Here is a 21,188-nt window from a genome sequence, read left to right as displayed (position 1 = left end):
GCTATGCGACCGCAAATGGTGACTCCTAGGGGAATCGAACCCCTGTTACCACCGTGAAAGGGTGGTGTCTTGACCGCTTGACCAAGGAGCCATATGTCATTTATCTTTTGTTATTCGAGTTACTTCGCCTTTCGGCTCACCCGACATGTTCTATAATACAAAAATTTTTAACGTATGTCAACATTATTTTAAAACTTTTTTTATTTTTTATTTTGGTAATTTTTTTATTGTCTAATTTCATAGGTTTATAGCACTATTTATTGACAATACTTATACTGTTATTAAATTTTATTAGCTCTATAAAACTATTATGACCTTTATACTGTATAATGAACCTATAATTAGCTCAAAGATTAACCTAGGTTATTTCTTTTAATAACTAAACTTGTATAAATATGATTATAAATGTTAGAAGCTATAGTTTCTTGAAAAAAATATAAAAACCCATTACTCTTAGATATATAGCTTTATATTAAGAAAGGAGACTTAATATTGAATTATGACTTAATTATTATAGGTGGCGGAGCCTGTGGTATTACTGCTTCAATTATGGCTAAGGACTTAGGAATAAATGTGGCGCTAGTTGAGGGCACAGATAGAATAGGAAAAAAATTATTAACTACAGGAAATGGAAGATGTAATATAACTAATTCTAAGATAAATTACTTAAGATATCACAGTGATAATGACTTATTTTTTAAATCTACCTTAGATAATTTCACTTTAGAGGATACCATAAATTATTTTAACACTTTAGGGATTTATTTAACTACCTTAGATGAGGGTAAAATGTACCCCATGTCCTTACAAGCTTCCTCTGTATTAGATATTTTTAGGATGAATTTAGAGGATAAATCAATTCCAATCCATGTTAATACTAAAATTAATAGTATAAAAAAAGATAAGAGTTTTAAGATTCAGGCTGAAAATGGAGATATATTTACCTCTGAGTATGTTCTTCTATGTACTGGAGGAAAAAGCTATACTAAGACAGGCTCTGATGGCTCAGGCTATAACCTAGCTAAAACCTTAGGTCATAGCATTATTTTCACTTCCCCTGGCCTTGTTCAACTTAAACTTCAATATAGTAAATTAAAAGCTATTTCAGGCGTTAAATTTGATGGTACAGCATCTATATTAGTAGATGGAACATTAAAAAGGGAAGAAACCGGAGAAATTCTTTTTACAGACTACGGTATTTCGGGCCCTCCTATACTTCAACTTAGTAGAATTGCTTCTAAAGGTATCCAGAACAATAAAAGTATTTCTCTTAAAGTTGATATGATGGATCAGTTTTCTAAGGATGATTTGATAAATTTCTTAGAAAATCATTTTGCCCTCTTTTCTTATCGTTCTATTTCAGAAAATCTAATTGGAATCATACATAAAAAACTTATTCCAATTATACTAAAGGAAGTTGGCATTGAAGATATCCATGAAGCTACCTATAATATTTCTTATGATCTTAGGTATAAGCTTTATAGCTTACTAAAGAATTGGACTTTTACTGTTTCAGGTACTAACTCCTTTGATAACGCTCAAGTGACCTTAGGCGGAGTTAATACTACTGAGGTAGATAATGTCACTCTCCAGTCTAAATTAGTTCCTAAGCTATATTTCGGGGGAGAAATCCTAGATGTGGATGGAGATTGTGGTGGCTTTAATCTACAATGGGCTTGGAGTAGTGCTAATACAGCAATAAAATCAATCTATAATTCCTTAAGTTCAAACTAATAGTAAAAGATAAGGTAAGAAGAACACGCTCTTCTTACCTTATCTTTTATAGAAACTATTCAACTGCTTTATTTAATTCTTGTAAAAGATCTTCTAAGTTAATTCCATGAACCATTGCTGCCTCTTCTAAGGTTTCAGCTTGAGCTGATGGGCATCCTACACATCCCATTCCAAATCTCATTAATATTTCTGGAGATTGTGGGTAAGTTCTAACTATTTCACCTATTGTCATTGTTTTTTGTATTTTCATATCTATCACCTCATAAATTATTTTAATTATATTATGTTTATAATGTATTTTTAATATTCTCTATGTGTCTATTATAGCATCAAGGAGAAATAATTAGTGTAACTTATGTTACAAAATTTATTTTATTTTTTTATTAATGAATTTTATTTATAGATTTATTAAATATCATCTTATAAGTATCCATACTTGTATCTTCTAGTAAAATTTCTTTGCTGGAAAATAAACTTATGCGTGAAGGTTTTTTTAAATTAAATCCTCTAAATGTTATTTTTGAAATACACTTATCCCTTGCTTATAATTACATTCTTTTAAGACAATTCACCCTATAGTTTTTTCCATTAGATTTCATCATTGCTAGTAAAACTAAAAGGGCACTAAGTCAGATTATTCCAAACTTAGTACCCTATTTATAATAATTATAAGCTATTTACCATCATAGTTTGGTCTCTTCTTGGACCTACAGATATGATAGAAATATTAACTCCTGTAAACTCTTCTATTCTCTTTAAGTATATCTTTGCATTTTCAGGTAATTCTTCATAGGTTCTAGCATCCTTAATGCTCTCATCCCAACCATCAAACTCTTCATATATTGGTTCACATTTAGCTAAATCCTCTAAGCTTGCTGGGAAGTAGTCAATAACCTTATCCTCTAGTTTATAACCAACGCATACTTTTAACTTTTCAAGTCCTGCTAGAGTGTCTATTTTAGTAACTCCAAAGCTTGTAAGACCTGAAATCCTAGCTGCTGTTTTAAGTATTACAAGGTCTAACCAACCACATCTTCTGCTTCTTCCTGTAGTTGTTCCATACTCAAAGCCCTTTTCTCTAATCCAGTCTCCAGTTTCATCATTAAGTTCTGTTGGGAATGGTCCCTTTCCTACTCTTGTAGTATACCCCTTAACAATTCCTATTGCACCATCAATCATAGTAGGTCCTATTCCTGCTCCAGTGCAAACGCCTCCAGCTACAGTATTAGAAGAAGTTACATAAGGATAAGAACCAAAATCTATATCAAGTAGAGTTCCTTGTGCTCCTTCAAATAACACTTTCTTTCCTGCTTTTATACTGTCATAAACTTTAACAGATGTATCTGTCACATATGGTTTTATTCTTTCTCCATGCTTAACATAAGCTTCATAAACTTCATCAAAATTAAGCTCTTTTCCTTCATAAACTTTTGAAATTAATGTATTCTTCATCTCTAAATACTCTTGAAGCTTTTCTTTTAAAACTTCAGGTTTTATTAAATCGCAGACTCTAATTCCACATCTTTCAACCTTATCTGTATAACAAGGTCCTATTCCTTTTTTTGTAGTACCAATATCATTCTTTCCTCTTGCTTCTTCCTTTAGCTCATCAAGTATCTTATGATATGGCATTATAACTTGAGCTCTATCGCTTATTAATAATCTCTCTGGAGTGATATCTTCTCCTAGAGCTCCTAAATAATCCATTTCTTTAAATAGAGCTTCTGGATCCACCACTACTCCATTTCCAATTATATTTAATTTTTCCTTATATAATATGCCTGAAGGTATAAGATGAAGTTTATATTGCTTCTCCCCAACTTCTACAGTGTGACCTGCATTATTTCCTCCTTGGAATCTAACAATAACCTCTGCAGTTTCTGCTAGGTAATCAGTCATCTTCCCCTTTCCTTCGTCTCCCCATTGAGCTCCTAATACTACGTATGATGACATAATAATTCCTCTCTTTCTTTTACTAAATCATATATAGAACAGTTGGGTTAAAATAACACTACTCAACTGCCTTACAAAAATTAAACTCTGCTCACTTATAAATTTTGCCTTCATTTTAGTATTTATCATATTAAACAGAATTTAATGAGTTAAATAACTAATTATACTTTTTCTCTAAAATTCTTGCTACATATACTCCACTAGCTGAAGCTTGAGATAAAGAATGAGTTACTCCTGAACCATCTCCAAGCACATATAGGCCTTTTATCTTAGTTTCTAAGTTATTATCTACTTCTATATTAGAGTTATAGAATTTAACTTCAACGCCATATAAAAGGGTATCTTCGTTGGCTGTCCCTGGCGCAATATTATCAAGAGCATATATCATCTCTATTATAGCATCTAATTGACGCTTAGGTATTACTAAGCTTAAATCCCCTGGTGTAGCCTTTAAGGTTGGGTTGGTAAAACTCTTGCTAAGTCTATGGTCATTAGTTCTTCTTCCTTTAACTAAATCTCCAAACCTTTGAACTAACACTCCTCCACCAAGCATATTGCTAAGTCTTGCAATAGATTCTCCATACTCATTACTATTCTTAAAGGGTTCAGTAAAATTATTGGAAACTAGTAGGGCAAAGTTTGTATTATCTGTATGAAGTTCTGGATTAGAATAGCTATGTCCATTTACTGTTACTATTCCATTAGTATTTTCATTTACTACTTCTCCATGTGGATTCATACAGAAGGTTCTTACTAAATCCCCATACTTTTTAGTTCTGTATACTACTTTACTTTCATAAACCTCAGCGGTTATATGTTCAAAAACTGCTGCTGGCAGCTCTACCCTAACTCCAATATCTACTCTATTGCTCTTAGTTTCTATTCCTAAATTCTCACAAACCTTAGATATCCACTTAGACCCTGAACGCCCACTAGCTACTATTAAGTCCTTGCACATATACTGTCCATTATCAGTAGTAACTATGAAGTTACCTTCCTCTTTAGAAATCTCCTTAACCTCTGTATTGAAAATCATATCTATTTTTTCTTTCAAATGATTGTACATGTTTCCTAATATCTTAAGGTTCCTATCTGTACCAAGATGTCTTACTTTTGCATCTAGTAGGTGTAAATCATGTTGAAGTGCTTTAGTCTTTAGAGAACTATTAGCTGTAGAGTAAAGTTTTGCATCACTTCCTCCATTATCACAGAGAACTTTATCTACATAATACATTAAATCTAAAGCTTCTTCTCTTCCAATATATTTATATAAATCTCCACCGAAATTGTTTGTAATATTATATTTTCCATCTGAAAGACTTCCTGCTCCTCCATATCCATTCATTATGTTGCAATATTTGCAATGAATACAACTTTTTATAGTCTTTCCATTAATAGGGCACTTTCTTTTTTCTAAACTATTACCTTTTTCAATCATTAAAACCTTTGCCTTAGAATTTAAAGCCATTAATTCATAAGCAGCAAATATTCCGCTGGCACCTGCACCAACGATTATAATGTCATATAAGTTATTCATTATTATCACCCCATAATTATATTAGCAAAGTACACTTACTTTAGTCAACGAAAACACGAATAATTATATTAATTAGATTTAAATAATTCGTTAATCGTCTATGTACTACCTTCTCCTTTTACTTTCATATAAAATTATCATGAACCTTTAAGTTGAAATTTATGTAACCACAACTACAAAGATGGATAAATAAAAAGCTATTTAAATTACTTTTAATAAGCAACTTAAATAGCTTTATAGGCTCCTAATATATATTTTGCCTTGCCCATATCTTTAAAAGATTCAAGGGAATCAAGGTAGACTCCTGTATAAGTTCAATCTACCTTGATTCCCTATATATTAAATCTTAGATTTATATAAAGTTATATTTTCTAAGCTATATATCTTCTCTGAGAATTCCCCTTCATTAACATCATGTAACGCCTTTTGCATATCATACATTCTAGCATCTAAAATATCTAAATAATGAAGCATTTCGGCTTCAGGGATCATAGGTTTTTTAGGACTTCCGTATTCTGGCTCATAGTGATGAGATAAAATCATGTGTTGAAGTAACATTATAACTTCATTATCTGCTTCTAGTTCTCTACCAGCTCTATCGATTAAGTTAATTCCAAGGATTATATGACCTAAAAGCTGACCTTCAGCAGTATATTGAGAAACTATGCCTAATTCACTAGAATCCATCTCATAAATCTTGGCAATATCATGAAGGATTATTCCTGCATATAGCAAATCCTTATTTAAATGAGTATAAACCTCTAAAAGTTTTTCCCCAGCTTTTAACATTGTAGTAGTATGATACAGTAGCCCTCCTCTTATGGCATGATGATTAGACTTTGCTGCAGGATAGTGCATCATCTTATTACTACATTTTAAAATTATATTTTCCACAATACCTCTTATATCCTTGTTCCCTATTTTCTCCGTAAATTCTAGTATGGTATCGAACATATCCTCAGATTTATAAGGTGCTGATAACACAAAATCATCAATATTAATCTTATCTTCTGAAGTGATATTTCTTATTTTTTCAATTTTTAATTGTAGTTTTCCCCTATACTCATTAACTACAGCTCTAACCTTTACTACCATATTGTCCTTAAACATTTGCTCAAGCTCATTATTCCACTCCCAAAGCTTTGCATTAATCTCTCCTGTAGAGTCTGTAAGGTTAAAGTCCAAATACTTATTAGTGCTGCTGTTATTTGTTATTTTACAATCCACAGTTTTTACTAAAAAATATCCTTCTATTTTATCATTCCTATTAAACTCTGCTATTTTCTTATTTACCATGTAATCTCTCCTCAACTTAGCTTTAATAAGCCCATATGATGTTTTATCACATAAGACATCTGAAAATAAATAATAAGTAAACTATGTAACGAATATTTTGAGTTCATAAGCAAGCTTGTGGCGAAAAAGAAACAGGGTCCTTAACTAGTAGCACCATCTAAGGATTCTGTTGACGCAGTATAAATCAAATAGACAAGCATACTAACTTATTTATTTTTGAAGATGCCTAAATGAATATTATCAAATTAAAAATAATTATACAATAATAATTATGAAAAAAGATGTGACCTTAAATCACATCTTTATGCTACCTCTGCAATAGAGTTTTTATTTCTCTTTATTTTTCTTCCATCTTCATCTGTAAATTCATTCAATGCAATAATTACCAAATCTACTAAAGTCCATATTCCAAAGCCTCCAAAGGTCAGTAGCATTAAAATTGCAGTACCTCCTTTTCCTACATAGAATCTATGAAACCCTATAAGTCCTAAGAGTATACATAAAATTAATACCATAGACCACTTCTTATTACTTACTTCTTCAGCCTCTTCTGCAGACTGTGAAGAAGTAACTATGTTTTGGTTTTTTACATGTTTAGAATTTATTTCATCAAAGCTTTCCTCTATTAAAAGATTATGTCCACAGTTTGAGCATACCCGTGCATTACTATCGTTAATGTAATTACACTTAACACATAGCATAAGGATACCACCTTTCTCTCAAAGTTATATTATATCCTTATGATTAATATTATGTTTATATTACTCTAAATTCTTTATGAAAGATTAATTTATTGAAAATAATTTTAGCGAAAATGTTAATGATAAAGTAGCTGTATATACTTTGCTACTTAGTATTCGTATTGCTATCTATGAGACTAAATAAATCTTAATTATCCACCATATAAGCTTCACTAAAATTATATAAATCAATAGGGAAACCAAGGTAGCTTTTCATTATAATACATTCCTAACCTTGCTTCCCCTATTATAATAGTTTTTTATAACTGGTGATTATTGTTGGTGAACTACATCTAAATTGCCAAACTTACTAAACTGACCAAGCCAAGCAAGCTTTACTGTTCCAACAGGACCATTTCTTTGCTTAGCAATTATACACTCAGCCACATTTTTTTCTTCCGTTTCCTTATTATAATACTCATCTCTATATAAGAACATAACTAAGTCAGCATCCTGCTCAATAGAACCTGACTCTCTTAAGTCAGATAACATTGGTCTATGGTCTGCCCTTTGCTCTGGCGCACGTGAAAGCTGTGATAGTGCAATTACTGGACATTTCATCTCCTTGGCTATAGCCTTAATACTTCTTGATATTTCAGATACCTCTTGTTGTCTATTATCTGGATTGCTTCCACTCATGAGTTGAAGATAGTCAATTATTATCATATCTATACCATGTTCAAGTTTTAATCTTCTACATTTTGAACGCATTTCCATTACAGAAATACCTGCAGTATCATCTATGAAAATTTTAGCAGCTGCAAGTGGTCCTGAAGCTCTTGCAATACTCTCCCAATCTTTATCCTCAAGATTACCTGTTCTAAGCTTTAACATATCTACATTAGCTTCTGCACATAAGAGTTTATAAGCAAGCTGCTCTTTACTCATTTCTAGGGAAAAAATAGCTATTTTCTTTCCTGCCCTAAGTGCCGCATGTTGAGCTAAGTTAAGAACAAAGGTAGTCTTACCCATAGAAGGTCTAGCAGCAATAAGAACCATGTCTCCGCTTTGAAAGCCAGAGGTTTTATCATCAAGATCCTTAAATCCACTAGGAACTCCAGTAGTATCCCCCTTGTTATTAAATAGTCTTTCAATCTCTAGGAATCCTCTTTCAAGTACTACATTCATAGGCTCAAAGTCACTAGAATTTTTTGTTTGAGAAAGTCCAAATATTTTCTTTTCCGCTAAATCCATTACTGCGTCTACATTATCTTGCTTATTATAACTTTGCTCTATTATTTCTGTAGAAGTTCTGATAAGTTTTCTTAAAGTGGACTTATCTTCTACAATTTTTATGTAAGAAGCTATATTAGCCGTTGTGGGCACTGAAGCACTAATTTGACTTATGTAAGTAATCCCTCCAGCTTCTTCAAGCTTCTCTGTGGATTTTAAATAATCAAGAAGTGTTATCATATCAACGGGTATATCTTTTTGGTATAAGTCTCTTATAGCACTAAAAATCACTTTGTGTGTATCTCTATAAAAGTCTTCTGCATTTAATACCTCTACAGCTTGAGCTATAGCAGTTTTGTCTATAAGCATAGAACCTAGTACCGACTGCTCTGCATCTAGGTTTTGAGGCATACTTCTAATAGTTTCTTCCATGTATTCATCTCCCTTCAAGCAAGGTTCATAAAAATAATAAATATGATTACTAAACTAATATTCGAACAAGCTCATTACTTCAAGTATTTATAAATATATAAACTCTTTATACTTTCTCTAGCTTGCTGAATGTATAAATTATACCCTGCCATGTAATTATAGCAGGGTTTAAAATTTAAACATATAATGTTAGTACTTATAACAATTAAAATATAATATTTAAACCACAATAACTCACCCTAACTTCTAAGGCTTTAACTATGTTTTTATATTTTATATAAAATCTAAGGTTTAAAATACTATATCTAATAATTCCTCAATAGTTGATACTACCTTAACTTCTATATCTTCAAGACCTACTGGAACTTCTTTTTCATTGTCTTTTGGTACAACTACAGTTTTGATACCTTTTCTTCTAGCACCATAAACTTTTTCAAAGATTCCACCTACTGGTTTAACCTTACCCCTTAAAGATACTTCTCCTGTTACTGCAATGTCTTGTTTTATAGGTCTGTTTAAAAGCGCACTGATTATACATACAGTTATTGCTGCTCCTGCAGAAGGTCCATCAATCTTTCCTCCGCCTACAATATTTACATGTATATCATAATCCTTAATATCCTTATTAGTTATCTTTCTTATAACAGAAGCTGCATTAAATACAGAGTCTTTTGCCATGGAACCTGCAGTTTCATTAAATCTTACAGTTCCTGCCCCTTTATCTTTAGCCTCAAAAACTACAGCCTCAATTTCCAAAGTTGAACCTAAGAATCCTGCTACTCCAAGTCCATATATTTGACCAATTTCTTTTTCATCATTGGTGTTTACCTCTTCATAAGGCTTCATTCTGCTTATAGAAATAACTTCATTTAAATCTTCCATAGTTATAAGAGTTTCGCTGCCTTCCTCATAACCCTTATTATATAATACGTATCCATATACATCAGCTAGCAAATTAACTGCTTTTCTTCCTTCTATTGTATACCTGCTAATTTCCTTTGCAATGCCAGGCTCTAACTTAATATTTAACTTTTTAGCAGCATTTAATACAATGTTTTCAACATCTTTAGTTGAAAGTGGCTCAAAATATACCTCTGTACATCTTGATCTTAAGGCTGGGTTTATCTCCCCTGGTTCTCTAGTAGTTGCTCCTATAAGTACGAAGTCTGCTGGAGCTCCCTTATCAAATAAAAATTTTATATACTGAGGAGTGTTTTCATCATCTGGGTCATAATAAGAAGATGAAAATTCCACTCTCTTATCTTCTAAAACCTTTAATAACTTATTTTGAAGAGTTGAATCTAACTCCCCGATTTCATCTATGAATAATACTCCACCATGAGCCTCTGTAACAAGACCTGGTTTTGGTTCTGGGATTCCGGTCTCTGCTAAATCCCTTTTACTTCCCTGATAAATAGGATCATGTACTGAACCTAAAAGCGGATTTGCTATTTCCCTTGGATCCCATCTTAAGGTTGTCCCATCTACCTCCACAAATTTAGCACTCTTTTCATAAGGAGTGTACTTAAGCTTCTTAGCTTCTTCTAGAGCTAACCTTGCAGCACTAGTTTTTCCTACCCCAGGTGGTCCATATAAAATAATATGTTGTGGGTAAGGAGAAGACATTTTTGAAATTAGAGACTTTATGGCTCTTTCTTGTCCCACAATTTCAGAAAAACTTTCTGGTCTTAACATAGACATTATATTCTGAGTAAGCTTTTTAGAATCTAAAACTTCTAATTCAGCATATTTTTTTAAAGTCTTTGCATTCTCTGGGCCCTTTTGTTTTTTCAGTATACCAAGCCTAAGCTCATCTACATACTTGTCTTGTTTTTCCATTAAGTATTGTTCTACTTGAGTTTCAATTTTATTTTGAACATATCTTTTAGCAACTACATCACTAAGTGCCTTGCTAGTTGCTTGTAAAACCTCTAATGCATTACTGCTGTTAGGGGTTATTTCAACTCCCTTACCATTAGTAACAATCTTATTTAAAGCATAAAGTCTTTTATAAACATCTTTACTATTTATATATTTTTGCAGCTTGTACTTAACGGTTCTAGCTTTTATTGTTCCTTCATCTAGCACCTTATAAAGAAGTTCAAACATGACTTCTACTTGCATATCTACTGATATTGTCTTATCAAAATCAAAGCCATTGAATTCATTAATAGATTGTAATCTCAAAATTAAGTCGCATTAGAAGGTATCATAAACCTTCTAATGCATTTCCTCCCTTCAGCTTTTAAAGTTATTGGGCATTACTCTGAAACAACAACCTTAATCTTTGTAGATACTTCTGGATATAGTTTTATCTCCACATCAAAAGTTCCCATAGTTTTTATAGTATCCATTACAAGTTTCTTTTTATCGATATCTACATTATGTTGTTTGTTTAGCTCTTGAGCAATATCCTTGCTTGTTATGGCTCCAAATAGCCTTCCATTTTCTCCTGCTTTAGCTGAAAGCTTAACAACCTTATCTCTAAGCTCTCCAGCTAATTTTTGAGCTGCTTCAATTTCAGCAAGCTTCTTCTTTCTATCTGCTTCATTCTTCTTATTTAAAATGTGCATATTAACATCATTGGCTTCTTGAGCTAATTTCTTAGGAAATAAAAAGTTTCTTGCGTATCCGTCTGAAGCATTAATCACCTCTCCTTTTTTTCCTACTCCCTTAACATCTTGTAATAATATAACTTTCATTACTTTTCACCTTCCCTTAAGTATTTGTCTATGGCCTCATTTAACTTTTCTGCTGCTTCATCTAAGCTCATAGATTTGAGTTTTGCACCAGCCATAGTCATATGGCCTCCCCCACCTAAGGATTCTAGTATTACCTGCACATTAACATCACCAAGTGATCTACCGCTAATATAAGCGTCTCCTTCCATTTTAACAATAACAAAGGATGCTTGGATACCTGTAATATTTAGTAATTCATCCGCTGCTTGGGCAGTTAATACAGTATCTTCTATATTTGGAGGACATTTTGCCACTGCTATTCCATTTTTAACCTGAGCTGCCTTAATTATTTCAGCACGCATTAAGTAAACATTTAAATCATCAGTAAAAATTCTTTTCACATCTATGGTATCTGCACCAAGTCTTCTCAGAAATGCTGCTGCTTCAAAGGTTCTTACCCCAGTTTTGAAGTAAAAATCTTTAGTATCAACACAAATACCTGCTAGTAGTCCAATAGCTTCTATTTTACTTAGTTTTGGTTTTTCCACCATATACTGAATTATTTCAGTTACAAGCTCTGCGGTAGAAGAAGCATATGGCTCTATATAACTTAATATAGTTCCTTGAATAAAGTCCTTAGCTTTTCTATGATGATCTAAAACTACTACTTTATCAAAAGAATTGACCACATCCATAGAAAGCACATAACCCTCATTATGAACGTCTACTAATATTAATAGACTTTTTTCATTTTTGTAGACTTTAGTTTTTTCAATATTAATAAAGGTATCAACATAAGAACCATCTTCATCTAATACGTCTAACATTTGCTTAACAGCATTATTTGGCCCATCTAAAACTACATAACACTCTTTATTCAAGGACTTAATTATGCTGTACATTCCAATGGCTGAACCAAGGCAATCTATATCAGGATTTTTGTGGCCCATTATAAATATATTACTACTTTCATTAATAAGGTCAAGTAATACATGACCTATAACTCTAGCTCTTACCTTAGTTCTCTTTTCTACTTCCTTAGTCTTTCCACCATAGAAGGATAGTTTTTCAAAACTTTTTACTACTACCTGATCTCCACCACGGCCTAAAGCTAAATCTTTAGCAGTTACTGCAAAGTCATGATTTTGAGCAGGTGTTTCTCCTCCACGTCCAATACCAATACTTAATGTAACCGCTAATTTATTTCCCACATTTATTTCTCTAATGGCATCTAAAATCTCAAATTTTCTTTCCATTTCTTTTTCAATATGTCTATCTTTAGTGGTTAATACATATTTATTAGAAGCATACTTTTTAATCATAGCATCTAGGTTTTGAGCATAGCTATTTATGGTTCTTTCAATATCTGCTACTAGCTGAGGAGCTGTCCCCTCTGCCGTAGTTTTAATAACATCATCTAAATTATCAACTTCAATAAGCATTACACTTTCTTTATTTTCATTAATATTTTTCAATAGCTTTACTTTTTCAGTAACATCATAAAAATATAATAGTATTATTTTATCGTTTTCATCATTAGAAATTTCAATATCTATAATATTAATATATATATCATAGAAGCTATCTTTTATTGGAATGTTGTTGTATACTTCCCTCTTACCTTCAATTACTTGTTTTATATTAAATTCCTTTATAAACTCTTTAATATTTTTTCCTAAGATTTGTTCTCCTTCAAGCTTAGAAGACAAGTTAGGATTATACCAAAGTATGTTACCTTTATTTCCAACCATTATTAAAGGAAAAGGTAATTTAACAAAAGTACTAGTAGTTGCTATATCCATTTTAGAGGATACTGATTCAATAAACTTTTTTAGTTCCGACTTCTTATTTTTTATAGTATATATATTATATACTACAAGAATTATATAAAAAATTAAGGACACAATACCAATTACAAAATGTTTAAAATAAAAAATTATGCCTATTAATATGGCAATTAACATCATATAAACCTTACTGCTACCAAGATTGAAAAAATTATATTTCAGTTCCTTATTATCCATAAACTACACCTTTCTTATTCTATAGGGGTCTAGTCTTCTATAGTCAAATATCATTTCTACAAAACCAATAGTAAAATATAGTTCTCCTAATCCAACGATAAAAGAAAAGAATATTAGTAAAGTAGTAACCCTTTTAGATAATAATCTCTTTTTTTCCATGAAATATGAAGCTGCTGCAACACCATTTAAAATGAAAATAAATTTTATTATAGAAATCATAGATTTATAGAAATACTCAGCTCCATAAACATTTTTTCCACTTAATATAATACCAATACAAGTAACTCCAATTAATGCAGCTCCTACTAAGTTGGAAACATAGAAATTACTAAAAGGTAAAACTTCCTCTATCTTATATCTTAATTTTTTTAAAACTTTTATTGAAACTATATAGTTTATATAAGCTGCCATAAATCCATAAAATAAAATGCTTACTGGTAACATGAGTAGCATATTTTCTATATTTATCATAGTCAGTGCTTGATCCATTTGCTCTAACTGTTTACCACTAACTCCCATGTTCACATAATAACTTCTAGCTTCTTCAAAAGAAGCTTTAAAACTATTTATAGCAGTGTTGGCTGAATCAGTTAAGAAAGTTATCAAGCTAGTTTTTTCTATAAAAACAAGCATTATGAGAGCACTTAAAATATTTGTTAGAATACAAGCTAAAGTTAGCATTAACACAGTAACGTAAGCGCTTTTTTTGCTTTTTATACAGTAACCTAAGGTTAATCCTATTGAAGCATAATTAATTGCTGCATTTATTGATATTATTGGATTAAACAAAAGTGCAGTAATTATTGTACTTACCACTATACAGCTTAGAGTTATATTAAAGTTTTGTCTTAAATATAATACTGCAATGGGTATTGGTAAAATTAAAGTACCAAAGAAAGATAAAATTGGCACATAACCGGTTACAATTAATATAACTATAACAAAAACTGCCATAAGTGCTGCTTCTACCATTGCATTAGTATTAAATTTTGTTTTTTCCATGATTCCCTCCTTTAACTTCTTTCTCTTATGTGATTATAAAGTTTACTTAAACTTTTTCCCTCTCTTTCCATCTGATCGTCCTCAACCATACCTATTTTTAACTTTCTCTTCATACTTTCATCAACGGCTAGATGTGAATATCCTAATTTCTCTGCTAATATATATAACATTATTATTGCACCAGATATGCAGTCTAGTAATGCTTCTTGTGCTATATTGCTGCCCTTACTTAAAAGCTTGAAAAGGTCACCTATAGCACATAGTAGTTCTGCCTTTAACCCTTCTACTACTTTAACATTGGACATAATATTAAAATCTTCTTTTCTCACCTAAACCACCCTTTCCCAGAGGTTATAAATCTATTTTAGTTTTTTTTCTATATTTATGCAACAACAGAAAGCTTTTAAAAATTTTTACAATAAATGGATAATATAATTATACTATATATTCCCATTATTACATATACTTATAAATTAAGATATATAACTTAAATATTATTTTTCTTTCATTATCAATACTTTCACTTCAAGAGTTCATATGTTTTAAATCTCTCTTGTTTATTTTCCTTAATAAGTTTATCCTAAAATGGTAAAAATACTAAAGATTTTATTGTATATAGAATGTAATAAAGCTATTACATAAAAATATAATTGCATTTTCTTTAATATAAGCTACTTAAAGTTTTCATATAATGTAGAAATTATATCTATAATTATATAATAAGTATTTTATCATATAATATATAAATAAATAAGCAGAGCTAACCTGCTCTGCTTGTTTATTTTTCTCCCTTTTCTTCACCTTTTTTAACTATTTTCTTAATGCTGTTCTCAAACTTATTTCTAGGTAACATTACTATTCTATCACAGCCTAAGCATCTTATTTTAACGTCTGCTCCAACTCTTATAACTTCCCACTGTTTGCTGCCACAAGGGTGAGTTTTCTTTGTTTCAACAATATCATGTAAATCAAATTCTTTCATATAATCAGACTCCTATCTTTATACCTATTATGTAATACCTATAACTCTAGCTTAGAAACTTAGATTGAAAATCATAAGTATATGTTCTAATAAAGTTTATATATTTATAAACTAGGTTTTCATTCAGTAACCTTATAGTGAAATTAATTTTCATTACTGGAGATCACATATTAAAAAGTTTAATTTATAATTTAATATTTACCTAATATTAATCAAACTTTAAAGTTTTTTAAATTCTTATAAAAACCTATATGTATATTATATAAAAAATAAGTAATATCTCCATAGACATTACTTATTTTTTATACTATATTCTTACAACTCAACTTGTTTAAGAATATTTTCGTTCAATTCAAATACACCTTTATAAGTTATTTTATTATCGCTTATGAGCTCTTTTAAGCCTTCAAAATCACCTTTACCTACTCTAAGGCTTATACCACAGCTTTTTGTTATATAAGTTGGAGTTGGCATCATAATAACCTTTATTTGTGAACTTAAACACGCACTCTCAGCTTTCATTGCTTCATGAGTATTATTAAAAGTTAATATATAAAAATTATTCATTAAAATCTCTCCTATTTATTATGCTATAATTTTATAGTTTTAGAGTTATTCATAATTTCTATTATAGCATACATGTTTGTAATTTCACCAATTCTTAATGAATCTTTTATTTTATAAAAATCAAGACATAGTCCACAGCTTTGGATTTCAACACCTCTTTGTTGAAGTTTTTCTAGACTATCTAAAACTAAGGACCCTTCTACAACTAATTTTACACCGCTATTAAGAAAAATTAAGTTATTCGGAATTTTTTCAGCTTCAGATAAGGCAAATAAATAACTTTTCATTAAAGCTATGCCTAAATCATCATCACCATTACCTAATTTATCTGACCCTACAACTATAGTAAAAATTTCATCATTGGATTCTTTAACCTCTGAAGATTTATCCTCTTTGATGCCTTCACCCTTTGTTATTAATATATGATAAAGGCCATCTCTTTCCTCCACCTCATATTTAAAGCCGCTATTTTCCACAAACTTAATTATATTATTTTTAGCTACTTCATTGTCTACTATAGTAGTACTTATTCCCTTTTCTATAGTATCAAAGTATTTTTTTGTATTCACTACTGGAAGTGGGCAATTCATTCCCTTGCAATTAATTATATTACTCATAATGTCGACTTAAAGTCTTCCCCCTTTATTCTTATAGGTTTTAAATATTTTTATTAACCTTTATATTATGATATTATTCTAATATATATATTACTTAATTCTAATAAGTTTAGCTTACTCACTTATATGTTAATTCATCACACCACTACTTTAAAGTGGTAGCATTGCAAATTAAATAAATATTCTACAATATTGAATTTTCCTCTTAATATATTTATTATAATACGTGTATATTCTAATTTTATTAGTATATTCTTTAATTATATCAAAGGAAATTAGCAATAACTATTTTTATTACAAATAGATAACTTATATCTATTTGAATTGCCTATTAAATTTATTAACATTATTGCAAGGAGGACTTATTTACTATGCAAATATATTTAGATAATGCTGCAACTACCTTTCCTAAGCCAACTTCAGTTTATAATGCCATAATGAACTACATGACAAACATTGGTGCAAATCCAGGAAGAGGTGCCTCTAGTTCTTCTCTTAAAGGAAACAAGGTAATCTTTGAAGCTAGAAATACCCTGTCAAATTTTTTCCACTTTGAACAGGTTGAAAATGTAATTTTTACTCCAAATATAACCTACTCATTAAATATGCTCATAAAAGGGTCTGTTAAAGCTGGATGGCATGTAATCACTTCCGCAATGGATCACAATAGCACCTTAAGAACATTAAATAGCCTATCTAATGCTGGAACCATAGAACTAGATATTTTAAATGCAAATACTCTTGGGGAAATAAGTATAGATGAATTTAAACAGAAAATTAAATCTAATACTAAGCTAGTAGTACTATCTCATGGGTCAAATGTTACTGGTACTATACAACCACTTATAGACATTGGCAATATATGTAAGGAAAGAGGGATTTATTTTATTATCGATAGTGCTCAAACTGCTGGTGTTTTAGACCTGAATTTTGATGAACTAAATTGTAGTGCACTTGCTTTCACTGGTCATAAAAGCTTATTTGGTCCGCAAGGAATCGGTGGTTTCTTAATTAGTGAGGAATTTAATAACATTTGTACCCCTCTTATAGAAGGTGGAACTGGAAGTGTATCTTCTGATATAATTCAACCAAACTTTCTACCTGATAAATTTGAAAGCGGAACCATGAATGGCCCTGGTATTGCTGGCTTACTTGAAGGAATTAAGTTTATTAACGCCGAAGGACTAACTGCTATTAAGGAGCATGAGGATTTCTTAACAAAAGAATTCATAGAGGGCGTTTTAAATATTCCCACGATCCAAGTTTATGGACATAAGGATGTTGCTCACAGAACCTCAACTATATCTATTAATTCAAGCAAAATAGATAATAGCGAACTTGGGTTTTATCTAGACTCAGAGTATGGAATAACTACTAGAACAGGACTTCATTGTGCACCTTTAGCCCATAAGGCCATTGGTACTTATCCAAATGGTTCTTTGCGTTTTAGCTTTGGATATTTTAATGATTTAAAAGATGTTAAATATGCACTTTCAGCTATCAATAAAGTAATAAATAATTCAAACTATAGATAAACCTTAAAATAAAAGCTTACATTATAATAACCACATAAAAGCACTTCAATAACTTCTAAAGTTAATTTTAATCAATAGCTTTAGAAGTTATTTATTTTAAAAGTAAAGTTTGTTCCCTTGAAATATTATAAAGCAAAAATATTATTGAACTTATACTTTGGGACTTTTTACTCTCATGAGGAATATTTGTTTTTCAAAGTTCATAAACTTTAATACATTTCTACAAACTGGCTCTTAATTATTTACTTACTTAAAAAACATTTTATAAACCAGTTTATCTTGTGGAAATATTTATAAATAAAAGTATACAACCCCTTTTATATGTCAATAATTTTATATAGGAGGGGTTCATTTATGATTAACAAATTAACTTTTGATTCTTTATCCCATGATTGTGCTTATAACATTAGAGAAGCCTTATCAAAAGAATTACTGCCTGTTATTAAATCTAATAAAGAAATAGTAATATTATGTATTGGAACTGATAGGTCTACTGGAGATAGTCTAGGACCATTAGTTGGAGATAAGTTGAAATTTTTAATTAGGGACAAGGTTCATATTTATGGAAACCTAGAGAATCCTGTTCATGCTAAAAACATAAGGGATGTATTAAATGATATACATGTAAAACATATTGATCCTTTTATAATTGCAATAGATGCCTCTTTAGGAGCTCTACAAAATGTAGGAAAGGTTGTTATAGAATCAAAACCTCTAAGCCCTGGTGCAGCTCTTAATAAAGACTTACCTAAAGTTGGTGATTTAAGTATCACTGGTATTGTGAATATTTCTGGATCTTTAGAATTTATGGTACTTCAAAATACTCGCCTATATGTAGTTATGAAACTTGCCGAAGCAATATCTACTGGAATTTATCATACAGTCTTAAAAACTATAGGAGGTAAAAAAAGCTCTGTCCATCTCTCAAAAGATATAGTTACTGAACTAATAAGTAATTTAGAAAGTTAAAACTCATATAGTAGAAATTTGTAATATTAGATTTAAGCATAATAGTAACTCAGTGATAAACAACGTATAAATATATATTTTTAAACTTTCTCATTTTTCTAAATACTTTTCTAATTCTTCTTCTATATCATCTAAATAACCTTAGGTTTTAATGATTTGAATCATAAGCCTATGAGTTTAAATAATATCTTTAAATATTATTTTTTCATTATATAATAATTTTTAACAACTCATATTAAAGAGAATGCAAAATAAAATTATCTATATTTATTCACCATCTTTATTTCATTTTATATATTAATATAATAACTTTCTTTCATATTCACATATAACTAACAAAAACTTAACTCTACAGTTATGGAGCCAAGTTTTTGTTAGTTATGAAATTATATGCTCATCATTTTTTTACTAAGGTCATAAATCTTATGCTTATTAATAACTAAGATGATATTAATTCTTACACTTTCTAAAGTTAATAATAGGTAATTTAAAGCTATATTTGTATAAAAATATACCACATCTTAAATATACCATTTAAATTTCGAGTGAGTTCCTTATATTAATTCCTATTAAGCTAAATTGTATAATAAAAAGTTCTATTGTTTCACATGAAACAATAGAAAAAATAACTAAACATACATTTTCACTTTATCCATGCAAGTACTTAAATTATACACAATTTGAATTATTTAAAACACAAATTATCACATAGTAATATTTAGTCCCCGTATGTAGGCATGCCTAGCGAACTCAACTTGTATCTAGCTTATTTTTTTAATACAAATTGCTTTATAGAATAATAAATGTAAATTTTAAAATTATTTAAATATAAAATACCAATTAGCTTTTAGGATTAATATATAATTGTAATGTAAGGTCACAAGTTTATTATAATAATACAGAATTACATATTATGCTCATACTTATCCTTAACGTTAAATTCTCTACTTTTAATTATATTCTCAATATCATTCACTGATTTACTGCCTTTATCTATAATTAATGTGCCATCTTTTTTATAGGTATTTCCAAAGTTATATTTTATTAAGTCATCATTTTTTAAATTACATATTATTACGTCATAATTTTCATTTTTTTCATTTTCTAAATAAACCTCAAAACCTTTATTAGATAGTTCCTGTGCAATATTATCATATTCACGTGAAACTGCAATTTTCATGAATTAATCACCTCTTAGAGTAGTATTGACATAAAATAAAATGTTTAATCTATTTATATTTTCAAGTCTATATACATTTATTTTCCTTTTGTACTTTTATTTAAGACTTGTCTCTCATCTTTATGACCCATTACTTACATATAAAAAAATTAAGGTTTTCATTAATCAAAGGAATATATTAAATAATAAAAAAGCACTAAAACTAGAATTTTAATCCTAATTTTAGCACCTTACCTGTTAGTGTTCTGTATTTATAGCCTGATGTAATACTTTTTCTTCTTCTTCAGATAAATCATATCTTGAGATTCCATTGTCTATAGGCTTAGCATAGGTGGTACTTTCATTTCTTCCATAAATGCTTGTTATTAAAATACCATTATTCTTACCATCTAGCATAGCTATTGAGTAGCTTAAGTCACTACCAATATCCTCAAAGGCCTTATATCTAATAATAGATACTTTTTGTACGCAATTAGTAGTTATCTTAGTTGTTTCATCACAAAGAGTCTTTACTTCATCTGAAACTTGTTTAACTTCATCAATTTTATCTAAGTAACTTAATAATAATTCCTCTATGTTTTTGCTATTTGTTCCTCTCATAAGTCTTTTGTACTTACGTTCTAACTTATTCAAAGCTGTTAAACAAGTAATTACTACTATAATTAATATTAAAACTAAAGCACATAGTGCAATTGTTATGTAAAGTTGCTGCTCATTAATAAAGGTTAGTATATTATCCATTGCCTCTTCTCATCCTTCCTATGTT

19 protein-coding genes and 1 tRNA gene are annotated in these 21,188 nt (G+C 30.0%); 3 read left to right on the top strand and 17 right to left on the bottom strand.

What is annotated here, in order from left to right:
* Positions 1-16 precede the first annotated feature (16 nt).
* A tRNA-Glu gene (locus J2Z44_RS16815) sits at positions 17-91 on the bottom strand.
* Between the two features lie 401 nt (positions 92-492).
* Here J2Z44_RS16815 and J2Z44_RS16810 point away from each other — a divergent pair.
* The gene (locus J2Z44_RS16810) at positions 493-1,734 is read left to right on the top strand and encodes a BaiN/RdsA family NAD(P)/FAD-dependent oxidoreductase (protein ID WP_021282446.1); all 1,242 of its coding nucleotides are present in this window, start codon (positions 493-495) and stop codon (positions 1,732-1,734) included.
* 55 nt (positions 1,735-1,789) lie between these two features.
* Here J2Z44_RS16810 and J2Z44_RS16805 read toward each other — a convergent pair whose 3' ends face one another.
* The 14 genes from J2Z44_RS16805 to yedF form a co-directional block, all read right to left on the bottom strand.
* The gene (locus tag J2Z44_RS16805) at positions 1,790-1,984 is read right to left on the bottom strand and encodes a DUF1858 domain-containing protein (RefSeq protein ID WP_021282447.1); all 195 of its coding nucleotides are present in this window, start codon (positions 1,982-1,984) and stop codon (positions 1,790-1,792) included.
* Between the two features lie 416 nt (positions 1,985-2,400).
* Entirely contained in the window at positions 2,401-3,687 is a 1,287-nt protein-coding gene (locus J2Z44_RS16800) for an adenylosuccinate synthase (RefSeq protein WP_021282448.1), read from the bottom strand.
* Between the two features lie 157 nt (positions 3,688-3,844).
* Positions 3,845-5,224 (bottom strand): NAD(P)/FAD-dependent oxidoreductase, encoded by a 1,380-nt coding sequence (locus J2Z44_RS16795; protein WP_021282449.1) that lies wholly within the window; start codon positions 5,222-5,224, stop codon positions 3,845-3,847.
* A 339-nt stretch (positions 5,225-5,563) separates the two neighbouring features.
* Entirely contained in the window at positions 5,564-6,520 is a 957-nt protein-coding gene (locus J2Z44_RS16790) for a 3'-5' exoribonuclease YhaM family protein (protein WP_021282450.1), read from the bottom strand.
* A 302-nt stretch (positions 6,521-6,822) separates the two neighbouring features.
* Entirely contained in the window at positions 6,823-7,221 is a 399-nt protein-coding gene (locus tag J2Z44_RS21640; protein WP_021282451.1) for a TM2 domain-containing protein, read from the bottom strand.
* A gap of 312 nt (positions 7,222-7,533) precedes the next feature.
* Positions 7,534-8,865, bottom strand: coding sequence for a replicative DNA helicase (locus J2Z44_RS16780; RefSeq protein WP_021282452.1), 1,332 nt, complete (start codon positions 8,863-8,865; stop codon positions 7,534-7,536).
* Between the two features lie 291 nt (positions 8,866-9,156).
* Positions 9,157-10,989: a Lon family ATP-dependent protease gene (gene lonC / locus J2Z44_RS16775; RefSeq protein WP_245353390.1), complete on the bottom strand. Its 1,833-nt coding sequence runs from the start codon at positions 10,987-10,989 to the stop codon at positions 9,157-9,159.
* Positions 10,990-11,126: 137 nt separating this feature from the next.
* A complete protein-coding gene (gene rplI / locus J2Z44_RS16770) occupies positions 11,127-11,567 on the bottom strand; it encodes a 50S ribosomal protein L9 (RefSeq protein WP_021282455.1) in 441 nt (146 codons plus the stop codon).
* The gene (locus J2Z44_RS16765; protein ID WP_209649843.1) at positions 11,567-13,570 is read right to left on the bottom strand and encodes a DHH family phosphoesterase; all 2,004 of its coding nucleotides are present in this window, start codon (positions 13,568-13,570) and stop codon (positions 11,567-11,569) included. The genes rplI and J2Z44_RS16765 overlap by 1 nt, the downstream gene beginning before the upstream one ends.
* Positions 13,571-13,573: 3 nt before the next feature.
* Positions 13,574-14,572, bottom strand: coding sequence for a YybS family protein (locus J2Z44_RS16760; RefSeq protein WP_021282458.1), 999 nt, complete (start codon positions 14,570-14,572; stop codon positions 13,574-13,576).
* 11 nt (positions 14,573-14,583) lie between these two features.
* Positions 14,584-14,901, bottom strand: a complete 318-nt coding sequence (locus J2Z44_RS16755; protein ID WP_021282459.1) for a MazG-like family protein — start codon at positions 14,899-14,901, stop codon at positions 14,584-14,586.
* 449 nt (positions 14,902-15,350) lie between these two features.
* A complete protein-coding gene (locus J2Z44_RS16750; RefSeq protein WP_021282901.1) occupies positions 15,351-15,554 on the bottom strand; it encodes a DUF951 domain-containing protein in 204 nt (67 codons plus the stop codon).
* Between the two features lie 315 nt (positions 15,555-15,869).
* Positions 15,870-16,121: a putative Se/S carrier protein gene (locus tag J2Z44_RS16745; RefSeq protein WP_209649841.1), complete on the bottom strand. Its 252-nt coding sequence runs from the start codon at positions 16,119-16,121 to the stop codon at positions 15,870-15,872.
* Positions 16,122-16,144: 23 nt separating this feature from the next.
* Entirely contained in the window at positions 16,145-16,738 is a 594-nt protein-coding gene (gene yedF / locus J2Z44_RS16740) for a sulfurtransferase-like selenium metabolism protein YedF (protein ID WP_021282899.1), read from the bottom strand.
* A 371-nt stretch (positions 16,739-17,109) separates the two neighbouring features.
* Here yedF and J2Z44_RS16735 point away from each other — a divergent pair, with 371 nt between their 5' ends.
* Positions 17,110-18,273 (top strand): aminotransferase class V-fold PLP-dependent enzyme, encoded by a 1,164-nt coding sequence (locus tag J2Z44_RS16735; protein ID WP_021282898.1) that lies wholly within the window; start codon positions 17,110-17,112, stop codon positions 18,271-18,273.
* 354 nt (positions 18,274-18,627) lie between these two features.
* Positions 18,628-19,242, top strand: a complete 615-nt coding sequence (gene yyaC, locus J2Z44_RS16730; protein WP_021282897.1) for a spore protease YyaC — start codon at positions 18,628-18,630, stop codon at positions 19,240-19,242.
* A gap of 904 nt (positions 19,243-20,146) precedes the next feature.
* On the opposite strand, the gene J2Z44_RS16725 is transcribed toward yyaC, so the two are convergent.
* Positions 20,147-20,422, bottom strand: a complete 276-nt coding sequence (locus tag J2Z44_RS16725; protein WP_021285031.1) for a YkuS family protein — start codon at positions 20,420-20,422, stop codon at positions 20,147-20,149.
* A 237-nt stretch (positions 20,423-20,659) separates the two neighbouring features.
* Complete coding sequence (locus tag J2Z44_RS16720) at positions 20,660-21,163, bottom strand: DUF4446 family protein (RefSeq protein ID WP_021285030.1); 504 nt, start codon at positions 21,161-21,163, stop codon at positions 20,660-20,662.
* Positions 21,164-21,188: the final 25 nt, after the last annotated feature.

The sequence above is a fragment of the Clostridium punense genome, assembly GCF_017874425.1.
Lineage (GTDB): Bacteria > Bacillota > Clostridia > Clostridiales > Clostridiaceae > Clostridium_J > Clostridium_J punense.
This window is presented reverse-complemented; position numbering and strand designations above follow the sequence as displayed.

What these genes read in the sequence shown, in the direction of transcription:
- J2Z44_RS16805 (WP_021282447.1), bottom strand. Translation starts at nt 1,984, where the DNA reads ATGAAAATACAAAAAACAATGACAATAGGTGAAATAGTTAGAACTTAC.
- J2Z44_RS16800 (WP_021282448.1), bottom strand. Translation starts at nt 3,687, where the DNA reads ATGTCATCATACGTAGTATTAGGAGCTCAATGGGGAGACGAAGGAAAG.
- J2Z44_RS16795 (WP_021282449.1), bottom strand. Translation starts at nt 5,224, where the DNA reads ATGAATAACTTATATGACATTATAATCGTTGGTGCAGGTGCCAGCGGA.
- J2Z44_RS16790 (WP_021282450.1), bottom strand. Translation starts at nt 6,520, where the DNA reads ATGGTAAATAAGAAAATAGCAGAGTTTAATAGGAATGATAAAATAGAA.
- J2Z44_RS21640 (WP_021282451.1), bottom strand. Translation starts at nt 7,221, where the DNA reads ATGCTATGTGTTAAGTGTAATTACATTAACGATAGTAATGCACGGGTA.
- J2Z44_RS16780 (WP_021282452.1), bottom strand. Translation starts at nt 8,865, where the DNA reads ATGGAAGAAACTATTAGAAGTATGCCTCAAAACCTAGATGCAGAGCAG.
- lonC (WP_245353390.1), bottom strand. Translation starts at nt 10,989, where the DNA reads ATGCAAGTAGAAGTCATGTTTGAACTTCTTTATAAGGTGCTAGATGAA.
- rplI (WP_021282455.1), bottom strand. Translation starts at nt 11,567, where the DNA reads ATGAAAGTTATATTATTACAAGATGTTAAGGGAGTAGGAAAAAAAGGA.
- J2Z44_RS16765 (WP_209649843.1), bottom strand. Translation starts at nt 13,570, where the DNA reads ATGGATAATAAGGAACTGAAATATAATTTTTTCAATCTTGGTAGCAGT.
- J2Z44_RS16760 (WP_021282458.1), bottom strand. Translation starts at nt 14,572, where the DNA reads ATGGAAAAAACAAAATTTAATACTAATGCAATGGTAGAAGCAGCACTT.
- J2Z44_RS16750 (WP_021282901.1), bottom strand. Translation starts at nt 15,554, where the DNA reads ATGAAAGAATTTGATTTACATGATATTGTTGAAACAAAGAAAACTCAC.
- J2Z44_RS16745 (WP_209649841.1), bottom strand. Translation starts at nt 16,121, where the DNA reads ATGAATAATTTTTATATATTAACTTTTAATAATACTCATGAAGCAATG.
- yedF (WP_021282899.1), bottom strand. Translation starts at nt 16,738, where the DNA reads ATGAGTAATATAATTAATTGCAAGGGAATGAATTGCCCACTTCCAGTA.
- J2Z44_RS16735 (WP_021282898.1), top strand. Translation starts at nt 17,110, where the DNA reads ATGCAAATATATTTAGATAATGCTGCAACTACCTTTCCTAAGCCAACT.
- yyaC (WP_021282897.1), top strand. Translation starts at nt 18,628, where the DNA reads ATGATTAACAAATTAACTTTTGATTCTTTATCCCATGATTGTGCTTAT.
- J2Z44_RS16725 (WP_021285031.1), bottom strand. Translation starts at nt 20,422, where the DNA reads ATGAAAATTGCAGTTTCACGTGAATATGATAATATTGCACAGGAACTA.
- J2Z44_RS16720 (WP_021285030.1), bottom strand. Translation starts at nt 21,163, where the DNA reads ATGGATAATATACTAACCTTTATTAATGAGCAGCAACTTTACATAACA.